Source organism: Streptomyces sp. D2-8, assembly GCF_023184515.1.
Taxonomy (GTDB): Bacteria; Actinomycetota; Actinomycetes; order Streptomycetales; family Streptomycetaceae; genus Streptomyces.
On sequence record NZ_JAAHBP010000001.1, the window covers coordinates 1,074,991 to 1,093,629 of the forward strand.

Below are 18,639 nucleotides of genomic sequence, written 5' to 3' on the forward strand. Positions count from 1 at the left end.
ATGACTCTCACCCTGACGACCGTGGACCGGTACGCCCGCCTCGCGCGCGGCTGCCGCCCCCGCGGCTGCCGCGCCCCGGCCCGCCGGGTCCACGGCCGCCGCGTCCGGTACGTCATCGGTGACGAACCCGGTCAGGTCAACGGCATGCGATGGCAGCGCGCCCTTTAGGGGCGCGGGGAACTGCGCGACCAGCCCCAACGGGCCCGCAGCCGACAGGCAATCCTCGCCCCCACGGCGATTAGTGATCAACACACACTCACCGTGAGGTATCCGCATGCCCAGTCAGTTCTTCATCCCCGACCCCGAGGGTCAATCGCCCAACCCCGAAGGTTACTTCGGGGCATTCGGCGGCAAGTTCATCCCGGAGGCCCTCGTCGCCGCGGTCGACGAGGTGGCCGTCGAGTACGACAAGGCCAAGCACGACCCCGAGTTCGCGAGGGAACTCGACGACCTCCTGGTCAACTACACCGGCCGCCCCAGCTCCCTCACCGAGGTGCCGAGGTTCGCCGAACACGCGGGCGGTGCACGGATCTTCCTGAAGCGGGAGGACCTCAACCACACCGGCTCCCACAAGATCAACAACGTCCTCGGCCAGGCCCTGCTCACCAAGCGCATGGGCAAGACCCGGGTCATCGCCGAGACGGGCGCCGGCCAGCACGGCGTCGCCACGGCCACCGCCTGTGCCCTCTTCGGCCTCGAGTGCACGATCTACATGGGCGAGATCGACACCCAGCGCCAGGCCCTCAACGTGGCCCGGATGCGCATGCTCGGCGCCGAGGTCGTCGCCGTGAAGTCCGGCAGCCGCACGCTGAAGGACGCCATCAACGAGGCCTTCCGCGACTGGGTCGCCAACGTCGACCACACCCACTACCTCTTCGGCACCGTCGCCGGACCGCACCCCTTCCCGGCGATGGTCCGCGACTTCCACCGGGTCATCGGCGTCGAGACCCGCCGCCAGCTGCTGGAGCGCGCCGGGCGCCTGCCCGACGCGGCCGTCGCCTGCGTCGGCGGCGGATCCAACGCCATCGGCCTCTTCCACGCCTTCATCCCGGACACCGGCGTCCGCCTCATCGGCTGCGAGCCGGCCGGGCACGGCGTCGAGACCGGCGAGCACGCCGCGACCCTCACCGCGGGCGAGCCCGGCATCCTGCACGGCTCGCGCTCCTACGTCCTCCAGGACGACGAGGGCCAGATCACCGAGCCCTACTCGATCTCGGCCGGTCTGGACTACCCGGGCATCGGCCCGGAGCACTCGTACCTGAAGGACTCCGGCCGGGGCGAGTACCGCGCGGTCACCGACGACGCGGCGATGCAGGCCCTGCGCCTGCTGTCGCGCACCGAGGGCATCATCCCGGCCATCGAGAGCGCCCACGCGCTGGCCGGTGCCCTGGAGGTCGGCAAGGAGCTGGGCAAGGACGGGCTGATCGTGGTCAACCTGTCCGGCCGCGGCGACAAGGACATGGACACCGCCGCCCGCTACTTCGGTCTGTACGACACCGACGCCGAGGTCGCCGCCGACGCGGACACCGACACCGCCGAGATCGAGGGGGACGCCAAGTGAGCGGCAACATCGAGCTGTTGGGCGACGCCCTCGCCGCGGCGAAGTCCGAAGGACGCTCCGCCCTCATCGCCTACCTCCCGGCCGGGTTCCCGACCGTGGACGGCGGCATCGAGGCGATCAAGGCCGTCATCGACGGCGGCGCCGACGTCGTCGAGGTGGGCCTGCCGCACAGCGACCCGGTCCTCGACGGCCCCGTCATCCAGACCGCCGACGACATCGCCCTGCGCGGCGGCGTCAGGATCGCCGACGTGATGCGCACGGTCCGCGAGGCCCACGCCGCCACCGGCAAGCCGATCCTCGTCATGACGTACTGGAACCCCATCGACCGCTACGGCGTCGAGCGGTTCACCGCCGAGCTCGCCGAGGCGGGTGGCGCCGGGTGCATCCTGCCCGACCTGCCGGTGCAGGAGTCGGCGCTGTGGCGGGAGCACGCGGAGAAGCACGGCCTCGCCACCGTCTTCGTCGTCGCGCCCAGCAGCAAGGACGAGCGGCTCGCGCAGATCACCGCGGCCGGCAGCGGCTTCGTCTACGCCGCCTCCCTCATGGGCGTCACCGGCACCCGCGCGACCGTCAGCTCGCAGGCCGAGAACCTGGTGGAACGCACCCGGGCCACCGGCACCGGCCTGCCCGTCTGCGTCGGGCTCGGTGTCTCCAACGCCACCCAGGCCGCCGAGGTCGCCGGCTTCGCCGACGGCGTGATCGTCGGCTCGGCCTTCGTCAAGGCGATGCTGGACGCCCCGGACGACGCGGCCGGTCTGGAAGCCGTGCGCGCGCTCGCGGGCGACCTCGCCAGGGGCGTGCGCCGACAGGTGTGAGAAGCCGGGAAGTCATACAGGTCCCTCGTACGGGTGGACCTGGGGCCGGGGAGGCGCGGTGCGCCTCCCCGGTTCGTTTCCGGGGTGTGAGCGAGAAGAACCGTGAGGAAAAGCGCACCGCCCGGGAGAAGCTGGCGGCCGAGCGCGAGAAGCAGAAGTCCGCGGACAAGCGCCGGCGCGCGATGATCGTGGGCGGGGCCGTCGTCGCCGTCCTGGGACTCGCGGCGGTGATCGGCGTCGTCGCGGCCAACGCCGGCAAGGACGACGACAGTGAGGCCTCGGGCCCGGTCGTGGCGCCCTCGGGAGCCCAGGGCAAGGACAGCCTGGCCATCCCGGTCGGCAAGGACAGCGCCAAGTCCACGCTCACGGTGTGGGAGGACTTCCGCTGCCCCGCGTGCAAGTCCTTCGAGACGGCCTACCGGCCGGTGATCCACGAGCTGACGAACGCCGGCCAGCTGAAGACCGAGTACCACCTGGTCACTCTCATCGACGGCAACATGCGCGGCACCGGCTCCCGCAACGCGGCCAACGCCGCGGCCTGCGCCCAGGACGCCGGGAAGTTCCCCGCGTACCACGACGTGCTCTTCGACAACCAGCCCCCGGAAGTCGACGACGCCTTCGCGGACAACGCCAAGCTGATCGAGCTGGCCGGCAAGGTCGACGGCCTGGACACCCCCGCCTTCCGCACCTGCGTCGAGGACGGCACGCACAACGGCTGGGTCGCCAAGTCCCACCAGGCCTTCAACAAGGGCGGCTTCTCGGGCACGCCGACCGTGCTGTTCGACGGCAAGAACATCTACCAGGACCGCACGATGACCCCGGACAAGCTGAAGCAGATGGTGCAGGAGGCGAACAAGGGGTAAGAGTGATTCTCACGCCCCCGTTATGGACCCGTAGCCGGGCTGCCTGCCGCGGGCCCGGTGCGGCACGGTAGCGTCGACCTTGCCATGGAACTTGCCTTCATTCCCAGCCCGTCGCGCGGGGTGCTGTACCTCGGCCCCATTCCGCTGCGCGGCTACGCGTTCTGCATCATCATCGGCGTCTTCGTCGCGGTCTGGCTCGGCAACAAGCGCTGGATCGCCCGGGGCGGGCGGACCGGCACGGTGGCCGACATCGCTGTCTGGGCCGTTCCCTTCGGCCTGATCGGCGGCCGTCTCTACCACGTGATCACGGACTACCAGCTGTACTTCAGTGAGGGCCGCGACTGGGTGGACGCCCTCAAGATCTGGGAGGGCGGCCTCGGTATCTGGGGCGCGATCGCGTTCGGCGCGCTGGGCGCCTGGATCGGCTGCCGGCGCCGGGGCATCCCGATGCCCGCCTACGCCGACGCCGTCGCGCCGGGCATCGCCCTCGCCCAGGCGATCGGCCGCTGGGGCAACTGGTTCAACCAGGAGCTGTACGGCAAGCCCACCGATCTGCCGTGGGCCCTGGAGATCACCTCCTCGTCGGACGGGCGCGTGCCGGGCACGTACCACCCGACGTTCCTGTACGAGTCGCTCTGGTGCATCGGCGTGGCGTTCCTGGTCATCTGGGCGGACCGCCGCTTCCGCCTCGGACACGGCCGGGCGTTCGCGCTGTACGTCGCCGCGTACTGCACGGGCCGGGCGTGGATCGAGTACATGCGGGTCGACGACGCCCACCACATCCTGGGTCTCCGGCTGAACGTCTGGACCGCGATCCTGGTGTTCCTGCTCGCGGTGGCGTACCTGGTGGTGTCGTCGAAGAAGCGGCCCGGCCGGGAAGAGGTCGTGGAGCCGGCTGCCGTGGCCTCCGGTGACGCGGCCGACAGCGGCGAGAAGTCCGAGGACGCCGGCAAGGACGACGAGGTCGCGGACGAGGCCGAGACCGAGGCGGACACGGCCGAGGACCCGGCCGAGAACGCGGCCAAGGACGAGGCCGGGTCGGGCAAGAAGACCTGACGCCTGCCCTGAGTGACACGCCGAGAGCGCCCGGGAGGATTCCCCCGGGCGCTCTCGGCGTGTCAGCGGCGGCGCGCCAGGGACAGGGTGCGCTGGGCCGCCGTCACCACCGCCGCGTCGATGAAACGGCCGTCCGGGAGGGCCTGGGCGCCCTGCTCCGTGGCGGCCGCCTTGAGAACCGTCTCCGCCTGCTCGATCTCCGCCCCGGTGGGCAGGTAGGCGCGTTCGATCACCGGAAGCTGGCGGGGATGGATCGCGGCGCGGCCGAGGAAGCCCAGCGCGCGGCCGTGGGCGCAGGAGGCGGCGAGCCCGTCCAGGTCGCGCGTGTCGGCGTGGACGGACTGGGGCGGTGGGGGCAGACCGGCGGCCCTGGCGGCCACGACCACCCGGGAGCGGGGCCAGTCGAGGCCCGTGTCGTCGCGCACGCCGAGGTCGGCCCGCAGGTCGGCCTCGCCGAGTGCGATGCCGCGCAGGTTCGGGTGGGCGCCGGCGATGGCGTACGCCTGTTCCACGGCGAGGGCCGTCTCCAGGAGGGCGTACAGATCGGCCCGGGCGGCTCGGCGTGCGACGTGGTGGACCTCGGCGGGTGAGGTGATCTTGGGGAGGCGGAGGCCGGACAGCCCGGGAGCCGGGGCCAGGGCCGCGAGGTCCTGCTCGCCCCAGGGGCCCTCCAGGGCGTTGACGCGGACGTGGACCGGGACGGCCGGCGGGTCTTCGAGCAGGTCGGCGGTGATGGCGCGGGCGTAGGCCTTGCGGTCGGCGGCGACCGCGTCCTCCAGATCGATGACGACGACGTCGGCGCCGCAGGTGAGGGCCTTCGCCACCACCTTGGGGCGGTCGCCCGGGGCGTAGAGCCAGGTGAGCGGGTACGCCGTCACAGGGCGCCCTCCGCGCGCAGTGCGGTGAGGTCGTCCGGGGACAGGCCCAGCTCGGTCAGGACCTCCTCGGTGTCCGCGCCGTGCGGGCGGCCGGCCCAGCGGATCGCGCCGGGCGTGGCGGAGAGCCGGAAGAGGACGTTCTGCATGCGCAGCGGGCCGAGTTCGGGGTCGTCGACGGTGGTGATGGTGTCCAGGGCCTGGTACTGCGGGTCCGCCATCACGTCCCGGACGTCCTGGACCGGGGCCACCGCCGCCTCTGCCTTCTCGAAGGCGGCCATGACGTCGGTGCGGGTGCGCGCGGCGATCCAGCCGCCGACCGCCTCGTCCAGGACGTCGGCGTGGCGGGCCCGGTCGGCGCCCGTGGCGAACCAGGGCTCGTCGATCAGTTCCGGGCGGCCCACCAGGTGCATCACGCGTTCCGCGACCGACTGGGCCGAGGTGGAGACAGCGACCCAGGTGCCGTCCGCGGTGCGGTAGACGCCGCGCGGGGCGTTGTTGGGGGAGCGGTTGCCGGTGCGGGGCTGGACGTGTCCGAGCTGGTCGTACCAGAGGGGCTGGGGGCCGAGGGCGGCCAGGATCGGTTCGATCAGGGCCATGTCGACGACCTGGCCCTCGCCGGTGCGGTCGCGGGCGGCGAGCGCCGTCATCACCGCGTACGCCGTCGTCATGCCCGCGATGGAGTCGGCCAGACCGAACGGCGGCAGGGTCGGGGGCGCGTCGGGTTCGCCGGTGATCGCGGCGAAGCCGCTCATCGCCTCGGCGAGGGTGCCGAAGCCGGGGCGGTGCGCGTAGGGGCCGAACTGGCCGAAGCCGGTGACGCGGGCCAGCACCAGGCCGGGGTTGACGGCCGACAGCTCGGGCCAGCCCAGGTCCCACTTCTCCAGGGTGCCGGGGCGGAAGTTCTCGATGATCACGTCGGTGGTGGCGGCCAGGCGCAGCAGGGTGGCGCGGCCGCCGGGCTTCGACAGGTCCAGGGTCATGGTCCGCTTGTTGCGGCCGAGCATCTTCCACCACAGGCCCACGCCGTCCTTCGACGGGCCGTGGCCGCGGGAGGGGTCCGGCTTTCTCGGGTGCTCGATCTTGACGACCTCGGCGCCGAAGTCGCCGAGCAGGGTGGCGGCCATCGGACCGGCGAAGAGGGTGGCGAGGTCGAGGACGCGGAGGCCGGTGAGGGGCGCGGTCGTGGGCGCGGTCATGGGCGGTGTGCCTCCCGGTGCGTGAGGTGGGCGAGGGTGTCGAAGCCGATGCCGTTGAAGTCGCCGATGGAGGTGGACAGGCGGTTCTTCAGGGGGGCCGTCCAGCGGTCGGGGAGGGCCGCGGGGTCTCCGGTCAGCAGGCCGGCGATGCTGCCGGCGGTCGCGCCGTTGGAGTCGGTGTCCCAGCCGCCGCTCACGGCCCGGCAGATCGAGCCGGAGAAGTCGCCGTCGGCGTGGGTGAGGGCGGCGGCGATCAGGGCGGTGTTGGGGACGGCGTGCACCCAGTGGTGGGTAGGGGCGTGGGTGGCGTGCAGTTCGTCGACGACCGTGTCGAAGTCGGCGTGGTCCCGGGCCAGTTCGATGGCGTGGTGGACGGCTCGGGCGAGGCGGGAGCGTGGCGGGACGACGGTGAGGCCGGTGCGCAGGCAGGTGTGGACGTCGTGTTCGCCTGTCGCGGCGGTCGCGATGGTGGCCGCCGTGAACATCGCCGCGTAGACGCCGTTGGCGGTGTGGGTGAGGGTGGCGTCGCGGTGGGCCTGTTCCGCGGCGGCGGGCGGGTCACCGGGGTTGGTCCAGCCGTGGACGTCGGCGCGGATCAGGGCGCCGATCCATTCGCGGAACGGGTTGCGGTGGCGGGCGGTGTGCGGGGGTTCCAGGCCGGTGAGGAGGTTGCGGTAGGCGATGCGTTCGGCGGTGAACGTGCGGCCGGCGGGGAGTTCGTCGAGCCAGGTGCCGGCCACGTCCGTGGTGGTGAAGGTTCTGCCGTGACGCTGCAGGAGGACGAGGTTGAGCAGGGGGTAGTTGAGGTCGTCGTCCTCGGGCATGCCGTCGATGTTCTCGGCGAGGGAGGTGGGTGCCGAGCGGCGGTTCCAGGGGTGCTGCCGGAGGAGGTCCTCGGGGACGCCCCGGGCGGTGAAGTACGTGGTGAGGGGCCAGTTGCCGGTGGACCGGGCGAGTTGGCGGATGGCTGTGAGGGGGAGCTTCTCGACCGGTTTGCCCAGGAGGCAGCCGGTGGCTCGACCGAGCCAGGCGGCTTCGAGGTGGTGCGGGGTGGTCACCGGGGTGCCGACGGGCTCCGGCCACTCGGGGCAGGCGGACCTGATCCTCTCCAGGCCGGTCGGTTCGTCGTCCGCCAAGGCGCTCGGGAGATCGGCCAGTTCGTCCAGCAGGTCTTCCGCCAGTCGGCGGAGGTAGCGGGACGCCGGGGTGGGGGACGCGCCCGCGGTGGCCGGAGCCTGCGGGCCGCCTGCCGCTCGCCAGCGGGCTGCGATCGCCTTCGGCTCGCGGCCGTCCTGGGCCGCCTGGCGGAGCTCGTGGCCGATCAGGTCCTCCGGCTGGACCCAGGTCAGTCGGAGCATTCCTGGCCTCCGAGGGACGCGAAGGCGTGTTCGTGGGTGCGGCGGCGGGCCACGTCCCGGGCGAAGATCTCGCGGGTCACGGCCGTGAGGGTGGTCGCCGGTTCCCAGAGGTCCAGGCGGCTGGCCTCCGCGACCGTCTTGGCCCAGTCCTCCGGGACCGGCGAGCCGAGGGCACCCGCCAGGGCGCCGGCCATCGTGGCGATGGAGTCGCAGTCGCGGCCGTAGTTCACCGCGCCGAGGACCGCGTGGCGGTAGTCGCCCCGTGCCACGAGCAACATGCCCAGCGCGATGGGCAGTTCCTCGATCGCGTGCAGGCGCGAAGGGCGGCGGGCGCCGAGCGAAGGGGCGCGGTAGTCGGGTCCCACCGTGTCGTAGGGGGTCACCGCCTCGCGCAACGGGCCGAGTGCCGACTCGAAGTCCGGGTGGCGGGACGCCTCCTCGCAGACCCGCTCGATCGAGGCCCGGGTGCCGTCCTTCGCGAGGGAGAGGCACGTCGAGACGACCGAGTCCGGGGTCGCGCCGGGGGTGCACGCCGCAGCCACCGCCGCGGCCAGGACGCCCGCCGCCTCGCGGCCGTACGACGACTGGTGTGCGCCGGCGATGTCGAGGGCCTCGGCGTACGCCGCCCGCGGGCCGGCCGCGTTGACCAGGCCGACCGGGGCCATGTACATCGCCGCACCGCAGTTGACGATGTTGCCGGTGCCGGCCTCGCGCGGGTCGGCATGGCCGTAGTGGATCCTCGTCGCCAGCCACTTCTCCGCCAGGAAGATCCGCTGGAGGGGGAGGGCCTCGGACTCCAGTTCCGGGATCCAGCGCGGCTCGGTCATCAGGTCCGGGACCAGGTGGTCGGCGATCGCGTAGGCGTCGAGGTGGTCGCGGACCCGGGCGTAGACGCGGACCAGGGCGTGCGTCATCAAGGTGTCGTCGGTGACGTGGCCGTCGCCCTTGTGGTACGGGGCGAGAGGGCGGGCCGTGCGCCAGTCGTCGCCGTGCCAGGGGCCGACGATGCCGTGGACGCGGCCGCCGTGGCGTTCGAGGATCTGCTCGGGCGAGTAGCCCTCGACGGGGCCGCCGAGCGCGTCGCCGACCGCGGCCCCGACCAGGGCGCCGGTGATCCGCTCGTCCAGGGGGGCGTTTTGGTGTGGTTTGGGCTGCATGGCCGCATCATCCACCCGGGCGGGTCGGTTGTACGGCTTCCAGGAGCCCGGCGAGTTCGACGAGGTCGGTGCCGGTGAGACGGGGGAGGACACAGCCGGAGAGGGTGCGGCAGGTCTCCCGCCAGGACTCGGGGATCGACGCGCCGCCTCCCACGGCGCCGGTCAGGGCGCCCACCAGGGCGGGGGCGGAGTCCGCGACGCGGGACAGGCAGGCCGCCGCGGGGATCGCCTCCGCGACGCGGCCGCGGGCGGCGGTGGCCAGGGCGAGGGCGACCGGGACCGTCTCGGCGGCGGCGATGCCGTAGCTGTAGACGTGGTCGACGATCTGGTGCTCCAGGGGCGGGACCAGGGCGAAGGCGCTGCCGGCGTCGGCGGCGAGCCGCAGGGCGTGCCGGGCGTTGCGGCCGATCTCCGTCTCCTCGGGGAGTTCGGCCAGGGCCGCCGTGACGCAGGCGTCGACGTGGGCGCCGGCCAGGGCGAGGGCGAGCGCGGCCGCCATGGCGCGGGCGCCGTGGACGCCGTCGCCGTCCTGGGTGTAGCGGGCGTCGAACTCGGCGAGGTCGGCGGCGCTGCGGGGGTCCCCTGGGTGGGCCACGGCCAGGACGCAGGCGCGTACGCAGGCGGCGTCGTCGAAGTAGTGCGGGTTGTCGTGGCCGGTGGCGGGCGGGCGCAGGCCGGTGGCGAGGTTGCCGAGGCCGGCACGTACGGAGATGCGGGCCCGCAGGGGCAGGACGGCGGACTCGATCTCGGGGGCGCGTTGTGCTGCCGCGGCGACCTCGCCGGCGATGGCGTTCCAGGTGAGGTCGATCGCGGCCCGGGTGCGGCGTTCCCGGCTGAGGTCGCCCAGGGCGGAGTCGTCGCCGGCGCGCAGGAGGGCTTCCGCGGCGAAGGCCGCCCACTCGGCGTCGTCGGAGGGGCCGAGGCGCAGGGGTTCGGGGGGCTGGTTCAGGGCGATGGGGACGGGGAGGGTGGTCGTCGCGTTGTGCTCGGCGAAGGTGTCCAGTTCGCGGGTGAGGCGGCGGGTCCAGTCGGGCATCCGGGCGGCTCGGTGGCGGGCGGCGGGCCAGCCGGCGGCGTCGCCGGCGGCGAGCCCGAGCAGGAGGCCTTCGGTCCTTCTCTTGGCCTCGGCTTCGCCTTCGGCCCTTTTGTCTCCCGCCCGCGCACCGCCCGTAACTGTCACCCGAGAGGTCATGGTCTCCCGTGGGGCGCGTTCGCCGTCGGCGGCCGCGGGTGCGTGGGTCGTCATGCGGGGGCCTCCGGTCCGTCGCCCCCCAGGATGAAGTCCGTCGAGCCGGGCCCCGCAGGTGTCAGCAGGTCCGCCACGTCCAGGACGTGGTAGCCCGCCATCGCCGGGAGGCATGACCCGCGGGCCGGGGTGATGGCCGTGGCCCACGCCGCCGGGATCGCCGACACCCCCCGCGTCGCACCCGCCAGCGCTCCCGCCACCGCCGCCGTCGTGTCCGCGTCGCGGCCCATGTTCACCGCTGTCAGGACGGACTGCTCGAAGTCGCCGTCGGCCGCCGCGTACGCGCCGAAGGCGAGGGCGACCGCCTCGGGGGCCAGGTCGGTCCAGGGGTAGCCGCCGATGACGACCGCGGAGCGGACCGCGCGTTCGCCGCGGTGGGCGACGGTCACCGCGCGGCGCAGGCTGCGGGCCGTCCAGGAGTCGTCGGGGACCACCGCGAGGGCCGCGGCCACGACCGCGACCGACGGGGCGCCGGCCATCGCCGCCGCGACGCCGGCCGCCACCGCCTGGCCGCCGTAGATGCCCTCGCCGTCGTGGCTCACCGAGCCGTCGATCGCCACCAGCCGTGCCGCCTCCGCCGGGCGGCCCGCCGCGAACACCCCGAAAGGGGCCGCGCGCATGGCCAGGCCGTCGCTCCAGGCGTGCCGGTGCTGCGCGGAGATCGGGGCGGCCAGGCCCCGGCGCAGGTTCTCCAGGGTGCCGCGTTCGCTGAACCCGGCGCCCCGGAAGGGGCCCTCGTCGCGGTCGGCGATCCACTCGTGCCAGGCCGCCTCCACGTGGGCGGGGGTGAGTGCGGAGCCGTGCCGGGCCAGCAGGAGGCCGGAGAAGATCGCGTACTCGGTGTCGTCCGTGCCCGCCGGGTTCTCGGCGACGTACCCGGTGATCCGGCCCCACCGGGCGCGGATCTCGGAGGGCTTCAGGTTCTCGGCCGGGGCCCCGAGGGCGTCACCGACGGCCAGGCCCAGCAGTGCGCCCCGTGCCCGTGCGCGGAGTTCGGTGGCGTCCCCGGGCGCCGGGACGGAGGGGATGCAGGCGATCGATGCCATACGGCATGTGTCCCACTCCGGTGACTCCGCCGAGCCTCGCGAGCCCCAGCATCACCCGGTCGACATCTGCGCGGACTGATGATCATGTGAGCGCGAAACGGTAAACCCGCAGGTTAGCGCAGCCTTTCCTTGCTGGCGAGGTCGGAATGCGAGGCGTAGTTTTGTTGCTGTAAAACTCTGGAACGCGTCCAAAACGCGGGTCGGACAGACGGGGAGCGGGGTTCCTTTCATGGCCATCATCGAGACCGAGGCGACGCTGCACGAGGCGCACCGGGACAATCACACGCACCGGGATGTGAACGGCGGCTGGCTGCGCCCCGCGGTGTTCGGTGCGATGGACGGCCTCGTCTCCAACCTCGCCCTGATGACCGGTGTCGCGGGCGGAGCGGTCGGCCAGCAGACCGTGGTCCTCAGCGGGCTCGCGGGCCTGGCCGCCGGTGCCTTCTCCATGGCCGCCGGCGAGTACACCTCCGTCGCCTCGCAGCGTGAGCTCGTCGAGGCCGAGCTGGACGTGGAGCGGCGTCAGCTGCGCAAGCACCCCAAGGACGAGGAGGCCGAGCTCGCCGCGCTCTACGAGTCGAGGGGCGTCGAGCCGCGACTGGCCCGCGAGGTGGCCCGGCAGCTGTCGCGGGATCCCGAGCAGGCGCTGGAGATCCATGCCCGGGAGGAGCTGGGCATCGACCCCGGCGATCTGCCCTCGCCGACCGTGGCCGCGGTGTCGAGTTTCGGCTCCTTCGCGCTCGGCGCGCTGATTCCCGTCCTGCCCTATCTGCTGGGCGCCGGCAGCATGTGGCCGGCCGTGATGCTGGCGCTGCTCGGGCTCTTCCTGTGCGGTGCGCTGGTGGCCAAGGTGACGGCGCGCACCTGGTGGTACAGCGGGCTGCGGCAGCTGGTCCTGGGAGGCGCGGCGGCCGGTGTGACGTACGCCCTGGGCACCTTGTTCGGAACGGCCGTAGGATAGCGCGGCTCGGACTTATGCACGGGACTGCATAGGTAGCCGTTACTCACTGGTTTCGAATGCGCAATCACCGGGCATGAGCCGTAAGCGCTGCGGGCAACGACGCTCGCCGCGCACCCCCAGCGGGGTGGGTGAAGACGCCTGTCCCGCTCCCCGGGCCGACGAGAACCGATCTGACCCGATCGTTTCGTGCGGTCCCTCCATAGCTTCCGCTGCTGGCGCGGTACCCCCGCCGCGAACCCGCAGTGTCCGCATGCTGGAACGGATTATCCCGGTTCCCGAGAACCGCTCCATCATGTAACCTGCACGAAATTTTGCGATCACGCGAGGGCCAACGTCGTCCCTCGGCACTTTTTGCATATGCCACAGACGACGACGGGAGAGCCGATGCGTACGCCGCGCCAGCCGTCCCAGCATTCCGCGAATGGCCAGAACTGGTCCTTCATGGATGCTCGCCCTGCTGCGCAGGGTATGTACGACCCCCGCAACGAGCACGACGCCTGCGGCGTCGGCTTCGTCGCCACCCTCACCGGCGAGGCGTCCCACACCCTGGTCGAGCAGGCTCTGACCGTCCTGCGCAACCTCGAGCACCGCGGCGCCACCGGCTCCGAGCCCGACTCCGGCGACGGCGCCGGCATCCTGTCGCAGGTGCCGGACGCCTTCTTCCGTGACGTGGCCGGATTCGAACTGCCCGACGCCGGTTCCTACGCCGTCGGCATCGCCTTCCTTCCGGAGGACTCCACCGCCGACGCCGTCTCGCAGATCGAGACGATCGCCGCCGACGAGGGCCTGACCGTCCTCGGCTGGCGCGAGGTGCCGGTCGCTCCCCAGCTGCTGGGTGCCACCGCCCGGTCGACCATGCCGGTCTTCCGCCAGATCTTCGTCGGCGACGCCGCCGCGACGCCCGCCACGGGCATCGCCCTCGACCGCAAGGCCTTCGTGCTGCGCAAGCGCGCCGAGCGCGAGGCCGGCGTGTACTTCCCCTCGTTGTCCGCGCGGACCATCGTCTACAAGGGCATGCTGACCACCGGCCAGCTGGAGCCCTTCTTCCCGGACCTGTCCGACCGCCGCTTCGCCTCCGCGATCGCGCTCGTGCACTCCCGGTTCTCGACGAACACGTTCCCCTCGTGGCCGCTGGCCCACCCCTACCGCTTCGTCGCGCACAACGGTGAGATCAACACCGTCAAGGGCAACCGCAACTGGATGGTCGCCCGCGAGTCGCAGCTGGTCTCGGACCTGTTCGGCTCCGACGAGAAGGCCATCGACCGGATCTTCCCGGTCTGCACGCCGGACGCCTCCGACTCCGCCTCCTTCGACGAGGTCCTGGAGCTCCTGCACCTGGGTGGCCGCTCGCTGCCGCACTCCGTGCTGATGATGATCCCGGAGGCGTGGGAGAACCACGACTCCATGGACCCGGCCCGGCGCGCCTTCTACCAGTTCCACTCCACGATGATGGAGCCCTGGGACGGCCCGGCTTGTGTCACCTTCACCGACGGCACCCAGGTCGGCGCGGTCCTGGACCGCAACGGTCTGCGTCCCGGCCGCTACTGGGTCACCGACGACGGCCTCGTCGTCCTCGGCTCCGAGGTCGGCGTCCTGGACATCGACCCCTCCAAGGTCGTCCGCAAGGGCCGCCTCCAGCCCGGCCGCATGTTCCTCGTCGACACCGCCGAGCACCGCATCATCGAGGACGACGAGATCAAGGCCGAGCTCGCCGCCGAGAACCCCTACGCGGAGTGGATCGAGGCCGGCGAGATCGAGCTCGAGGACCTGCCCGAGCGCGAGCACATCGTGCACACGCACGCCTCGGTCACCCGCCGCCAGCAGACCTTCGGCTACACCGAGGAGGAGCTGCGCGTCCTCGTGGCGCCGATGGCCAAGGCCGGCGCCGAGCCGATCGGCTCGATGGGCACCGACTCGCCGATCGCCGCGCTGTCGGACCGCCCGCGCCTGCTCTTCGACTACTTCACCCAGCTGTTCGCGCAGGTCACCAACCCGCCGCTGGACGCCATCCGCGAGGAACTGGTCACCTCGCTGCGCTCGTCGCTGGGCCCGCAGGGCAACCTGCTCGACCCGAGCGCGGCCTCCTGCCGCAGCGTCCTGCTGCCCTTCCCGGTGATCGACAACGACGAGCTGGCCAAGCTCATCCACATCAACGCCGACGGCGACATGCCCGGCTTCAAGGCCGCGACGCTCTCCGGCCTGTACCGGGTGCACGGCGGCGGTGACACGCTGGCCGCGCGCATCGACGAGATCTGCACCGAGGCCGACGCCGCCATCGAGAACGGCGCCCGCCTGATCGTCCTGTCGGACCGTCACTCGGACGCCGAGCACGCGCCGATCCCGTCGCTGCTGCTCACCGCGGCCGTCCACCACCACCTCATCCGCACCAAGCAGCGCACCCAGGTGGGCCTGCTGGTCGAGGCCGGAGACGTCCGCGAGGTCCACCACGTCGCCCTGCTCATCGGCTACGGCGCCGCCGCCGTCAACCCGTACCTGGCGATGGAGTCCGTCGAGGACCTGGTCCGCGCCGGCACCTTCCTGCCCGGCATCGAGCCCGAGCAGGCCATCCGCAACCTCATCTACGCCCTCGGCAAGGGCGTGCTGAAGGTCATGTCCAAGATGGGCATCTCGACCGTCGCCTCCTACCGCGGCGCCCAGGTCTTCGAGGCCGTCGGTCTCGACGAGGCCTTCGTCGAGAAGTACTTCAACGGCACGGCCACCAAGATCGGCGGTGTCGGCATCGACGTCGTCGCCAAGGAGGTCGCCGCCCGCCACGCCAAGGCCTACCCGGCCTCCGGCATCGCCCCGGCGCACCGCGCGCTGGAGATAGGCGGCGAGTACCAGTGGCGCCGCGAGGGCGAGCCGCACCTGTTCGACCCGGAGACGGTCTTCCGCCTCCAGCACTCCACGCGCTCCGGCCGCTACGACATCTTCAAGAAGTACACCGAGCGCGTGAACGAGCAGTCCGAGCGGCTGATGACGCTCCGCGGGCTCTTCGGCTTCAAGTCGGACCGTCAGCCGATCTCCATCGACGAGGTCGAGCCGGTCTCCGAGATCGTCAAGCGGTTCTCCACGGGCGCCATGTCGTACGGCTCCATCTCCCAGGAGGCGCACGAGACCCTCGCCATCGCCATGAACCAGCTGGGCGGCAAGTCCAACACCGGTGAGGGCGGCGAGGACCCGGAGCGGCTGTACGACCCGGCCCGCCGGTCGTCCATCAAGCAGGTCGCCTCCGGCCGCTTCGGTGTGACCTCCGAGTACCTGGTCAACTCCGACGACATCCAGATCAAGATGGCCCAGGGCGCCAAGCCCGGCGAGGGCGGCCAGCTGCCCGGCCACAAGGTCTACCCGTGGGTCGCCAAGACGCGGCACTCGACGCCCGGCGTCGGCCTCATCTCGCCGCCCCCGCACCACGACATCTACTCCATCGAGGACCTGGCCCAGCTGATCCACGACCTGAAGAACGCGAACCCGCAGGCGCGGATTCACGTGAAGCTGGTCTCCGAGGTCGGCGTCGGCACGGTCGCCGCGGGTGTCTCCAAGGCGCACGCGGACGTCGTGCTCATCTCCGGTCACGACGGTGGTACGGGTGCCTCCCCGCTCACCTCGCTGAAGCACGCCGGCGGTCCCTGGGAGCTCGGCCTCGCCGAGACCCAGCAGACCCTGCTGCTCAACGGCCTGCGCGACCGCATCGTCGTCCAGACCGACGGCCAGCTGAAGACCGGCCGTGACGTGGTCATCGCCGCGCTCCTCGGCGCCGAGGAGTTCGGTTTCGCGACCGCCCCGCTCGTCGTCTCCGGCTGCGTCATGATGCGCGTCTGCCACCTGGACACCTGCCCGGTCGGCATCGCCACGCAGAACCCGGTCCTGCGCGAGCGGTACAACGGCAAGGCCGAGTACGTCGTGAACTTCTTCCAGTACATCGCCGAAGAGGTCCGCGAGATCCTCGCCGAGCTGGGCTTCCGCACCATCGAGGAGGCCGTCGGCCACGCCGAGACGCTGGACGTCACGCGTGCCGTCGACCACTGGAAGGCGCAGGGCCTGGACCTGGAGCCGCTGTTCCACGTGCCCGAGCTGCCCGAGGGCGCGGTGCGCCACCAGCTCATCGCGCAGGACCACGGCCTGGAGAAGGCGCTCGACAACCAGCTGATCAAGCTGGCCTCCGACGCGCTCGCCGCGGCCGGTGCCAACGACGCCCAGCCGGTGCGCGCCCAGGTGCAGATCCGCAACATCAACCGCACGGTCGGCACCATGCTCGGCCACGAGGTGACGAAGAAGTTCGGTGGCGCGGGCCTGCCCGACGACACCGTCGACATCACCTTCACCGGCTCCGCCGGCCAGTCCTTCGGCGCGTTCGTGCCGCGCGGTGTCACGCTGCGCCTGGAGGGCGACGCCAACGACTACGTCGGCAAGGGCCTCTCCGGCGGCCGGATCGTGGTCCGCCCGGACCGCGCGGCCGACCACCTCGCCGAGTACAGCGTCATCGCCGGCAACACCATCGGCTACGGCGCCACCGGCGGCGAGATGTTCCTGCGCGGCAAGGTCGGCGAGCGGTTCTGCGTCCGCAACTCCGGCGCGACGGTCGTCTCCGAGGGTGTGGGCGACCACGGCTGCGAGTACATGACCGGCGGCCACGCGGTGGTGCTCGGCGAGACGGGCCGCAACTTCGCGGCCGGCATGTCCGGCGGTATCGCGTACGTGATCGACCTGGACCGCGACAACGTCAACGTCGGCAACCTGGACGCCGTCGAGGCGCTGGACGACACCGACAAGCAGTGGCTGCACGACGTGGTCCGCCGCCACCAGGAGGAGACGGGCTCGACCGTCGCCGAGAAGCTCCTGGCCGAGTGGGACACCGCCGTCGAGCGCTTCAGCAGGATCATCCCCAGCACGTACAAGGCAGTGCTCGCCGCCAAGGAAGCCGCCGAGCGAGCCGGTCTCTCCGAGACCGAGACCCACGAGAAGATGATGGAGGCGGCGATCAATGGCTGACCCGAAGGGCTTCCTGAACCACGGGCGCGAGCTCGCCAAGTCCCGCCCCGTCGAGGAGCGCGTCAAGGACTGGAACGAGGTCTACGTTCCCGGCTCCCTGCTGCCCATCATCAGCAAGCAGGCCAGCCGCTGCATGGACTGCGGCATCCCGTTCTGCCACAACGGCTGTCCGCTCGGGAACCTGATCCCCGAGTGGAACGACTACGCCTACCGCGAGGACTGGGCGGCCGCCTCGGAGCGTCTGCACGCGACGAACAACTTCCCGGAGTTCACGGGCCGCCTGTGCCCCGCTCCCTGCGAGTCGGCGTGTGTGCTCGGCATCAACCAGCCGCCGGTCACCATCAAGAACGTCGAGGTCTCGATCATCGACAAGGCGTGGGAGACCGGGGATGTCGCCCCGCAGATCCCGGAGCGCCTGTCCGGCAAGACCGTCGCGGTCATCGGCTCGGGCCCGGCGGGTCTCGCCGCCGCCCAGCAGCTGACCCGCGCCGGCCACACCGTCGCCGTCTACGAGCGCGCGGACCGCATCGGGGGCCTCCTCCGCTACGGCATCCCCGAGTTCAAGATGGAGAAGCGGCACATCAACCGCCGTATCGAGCAGATGCGCGCGGAGGGCACCCGCTTCCGCACCGGCATCGAGATCGGCCGAGACCTGAAGGCCACGGACCTGAAGAAGCGCTACGACGCGGTCGTCCTGGCCGTCGGCGCGACCATGGCCCGTGACCTGCCGGTGCCGGGCCGTGAGCTCAAGGGCGTCTACCAGGCCATGGAGTACCTGCCGCTGGCCAACAAGGTGCAGGAGGGCGACTTCGTGGCGCCCCCGATCTCGGCCGAGGGCAAGCACGTCGTGGTCATCGGCGGCGGCGACACCGGCGCGGACTGCGTGGGCACGGCCCACCGCCAGGGCGCGGCCTCCGTCACGCAGCTGGAGATCATGCCCCGCCCGAGCGACGAGCGGCACCCGGTCAACCAGCCCTGGCCGACCTTCCCCATGCTGTACAAGGTCACCTCGGCCCACGAGGAGGGCGGCGAGCGCGTCTACGCGGTCTCGACGACCCACTTCGAGGGCGACGAGGACGGCAACGTCCAGTGGCTGCACCTCACCGAGGTGGAGTTCATCGACGGCAAGCTGACCCCGAAGCCGGGCTCCGAGCGTAAGATCCCCGCGCAGCTGGTCACCCTCGCCATGGGCTTCACCGGCACCGACCGGGAGAACGGCCTGGTGGAGCAGTTCGGCCTGGAGCTCGACGAGCGCGGCAACATCGCCCGTGACGACAGCTACCAGACCAACGTGCCGGGCGTGTTCGTCGCCGGTGACGCCGGCCGCGGCCAGTCGCTCATCGTCTGGGCGATCGCGGAGGGCCGCTCGGCGGCACGCGGCGTGGACCGTGCCCTCACGGGTGCGAGCGAGCTGCCGGCGCCGATCCGTCCGACGGACCGCGCGCTGATGGTCTGACCGCACCTCACAAGACGTCCCGCACAAAGGCGTGCGGAACACTGACGGCGCCTG

General features: G+C 72.0%; 14 protein-coding genes. 8 read left to right on the plus strand and 6 right to left on the minus strand.

The annotated features are described in order from the left end of the window. From trpM to lgt, 5 genes are all read left to right on the plus strand, one after another. Entirely contained in the window at positions 1-168 is a 168-nt protein-coding gene (gene trpM / locus G3I77_RS04825) for a tryptophan biosynthesis modulator TrpM (RefSeq protein ID WP_248501286.1), read from the plus strand. 106 nt (positions 169-274) lie between these two features. After that, a complete protein-coding gene (gene trpB / locus G3I77_RS04830) occupies positions 275-1,561 on the plus strand; it encodes a tryptophan synthase subunit beta (RefSeq protein WP_248501287.1) in 1,287 nt (428 codons plus the stop codon). Then, positions 1,558-2,376, plus strand: a complete 819-nt coding sequence (gene trpA, locus G3I77_RS04835; RefSeq protein WP_248501288.1) for a tryptophan synthase subunit alpha — start codon at positions 1,558-1,560, stop codon at positions 2,374-2,376. Before trpB ends, trpA begins: the two co-directional genes overlap by 4 nt. Before the next feature lie 86 nt (positions 2,377-2,462). Then, a complete protein-coding gene (locus tag G3I77_RS04840) occupies positions 2,463-3,239 on the plus strand; it encodes a thioredoxin domain-containing protein (protein ID WP_248501289.1) in 777 nt (258 codons plus the stop codon). Positions 3,240-3,323: 84 nt separating this feature from the next. After that, positions 3,324-4,295: a prolipoprotein diacylglyceryl transferase gene (lgt, locus tag G3I77_RS04845; protein WP_248501290.1), complete on the plus strand. Its 972-nt coding sequence runs from the start codon at positions 3,324-3,326 to the stop codon at positions 4,293-4,295. 62 nt (positions 4,296-4,357) lie between these two features. Here the strand turns inward: lgt and G3I77_RS04850 are convergent, their stop codons facing one another. From G3I77_RS04850 to G3I77_RS04875, 6 genes are read right to left on the minus strand one after another with little or no spacing between them, the layout of a single operon-like run. Beyond that, positions 4,358-5,173, minus strand: a complete 816-nt coding sequence (locus G3I77_RS04850; protein WP_248501291.1) for a CoA ester lyase — start codon at positions 5,171-5,173, stop codon at positions 4,358-4,360. After that, a complete protein-coding gene (locus G3I77_RS04855) occupies positions 5,170-6,369 on the minus strand; it encodes a CaiB/BaiF CoA-transferase family protein (protein WP_248501292.1) in 1,200 nt (399 codons plus the stop codon). Before G3I77_RS04855 ends, G3I77_RS04850 begins: the two co-directional genes overlap by 4 nt. Beyond that, positions 6,366-7,727 carry an ADP-ribosylglycohydrolase family protein gene (locus tag G3I77_RS04860; RefSeq protein ID WP_248501293.1) on the minus strand — a complete coding sequence of 454 codons (1,362 nt, stop codon included), beginning with the start codon at positions 7,725-7,727 and terminating at the stop codon, positions 6,366-6,368. Before G3I77_RS04860 ends, G3I77_RS04855 begins: the two co-directional genes overlap by 4 nt. Further along, positions 7,715-8,884 carry an ADP-ribosylglycohydrolase family protein gene (locus G3I77_RS04865; protein WP_248501294.1) on the minus strand — a complete coding sequence of 390 codons (1,170 nt, stop codon included), beginning with the start codon at positions 8,882-8,884 and terminating at the stop codon, positions 7,715-7,717. Before G3I77_RS04865 ends, G3I77_RS04860 begins: the two co-directional genes overlap by 13 nt. Positions 8,885-8,891: 7 nt before the next feature. Next, on the minus strand, positions 8,892-10,130 hold the full coding sequence (locus G3I77_RS04870; protein WP_248501295.1) for an ADP-ribosylglycohydrolase family protein: 1,239 nt from the start codon (positions 10,128-10,130) through the stop codon (positions 8,892-8,894). Beyond that, a complete protein-coding gene (locus G3I77_RS04875; protein ID WP_248501296.1) occupies positions 10,127-11,176 on the minus strand; it encodes an ADP-ribosylglycohydrolase family protein in 1,050 nt (349 codons plus the stop codon). The genes G3I77_RS04870 and G3I77_RS04875 overlap by 4 nt, the downstream gene beginning before the upstream one ends. A gap of 229 nt (positions 11,177-11,405) precedes the next feature. Between G3I77_RS04875 and G3I77_RS04880 the strand changes: the two genes are divergently transcribed. The 3 genes from G3I77_RS04880 (at position 11,406) to G3I77_RS04890 (ending at position 18,585) form a co-directional block, all read left to right on the plus strand. Beyond that, positions 11,406-12,137 carry a VIT1/CCC1 transporter family protein gene (locus G3I77_RS04880; RefSeq protein WP_248501297.1) on the plus strand — a complete coding sequence of 244 codons (732 nt, stop codon included), beginning with the start codon at positions 11,406-11,408 and terminating at the stop codon, positions 12,135-12,137. A gap of 384 nt (positions 12,138-12,521) precedes the next feature. Then, the gene (gltB, locus tag G3I77_RS04885; protein ID WP_248501298.1) at positions 12,522-17,129 is read left to right on the plus strand and encodes a glutamate synthase large subunit; all 4,608 of its coding nucleotides are present in this window, start codon (positions 12,522-12,524) and stop codon (positions 17,127-17,129) included. Further along, complete coding sequence (locus G3I77_RS04890) at positions 17,122-18,585, plus strand: glutamate synthase subunit beta (RefSeq protein WP_248501299.1); 1,464 nt, start codon at positions 17,122-17,124, stop codon at positions 18,583-18,585. Before gltB ends, G3I77_RS04890 begins: the two co-directional genes overlap by 8 nt. Positions 18,586-18,639: the final 54 nt, after the last annotated feature.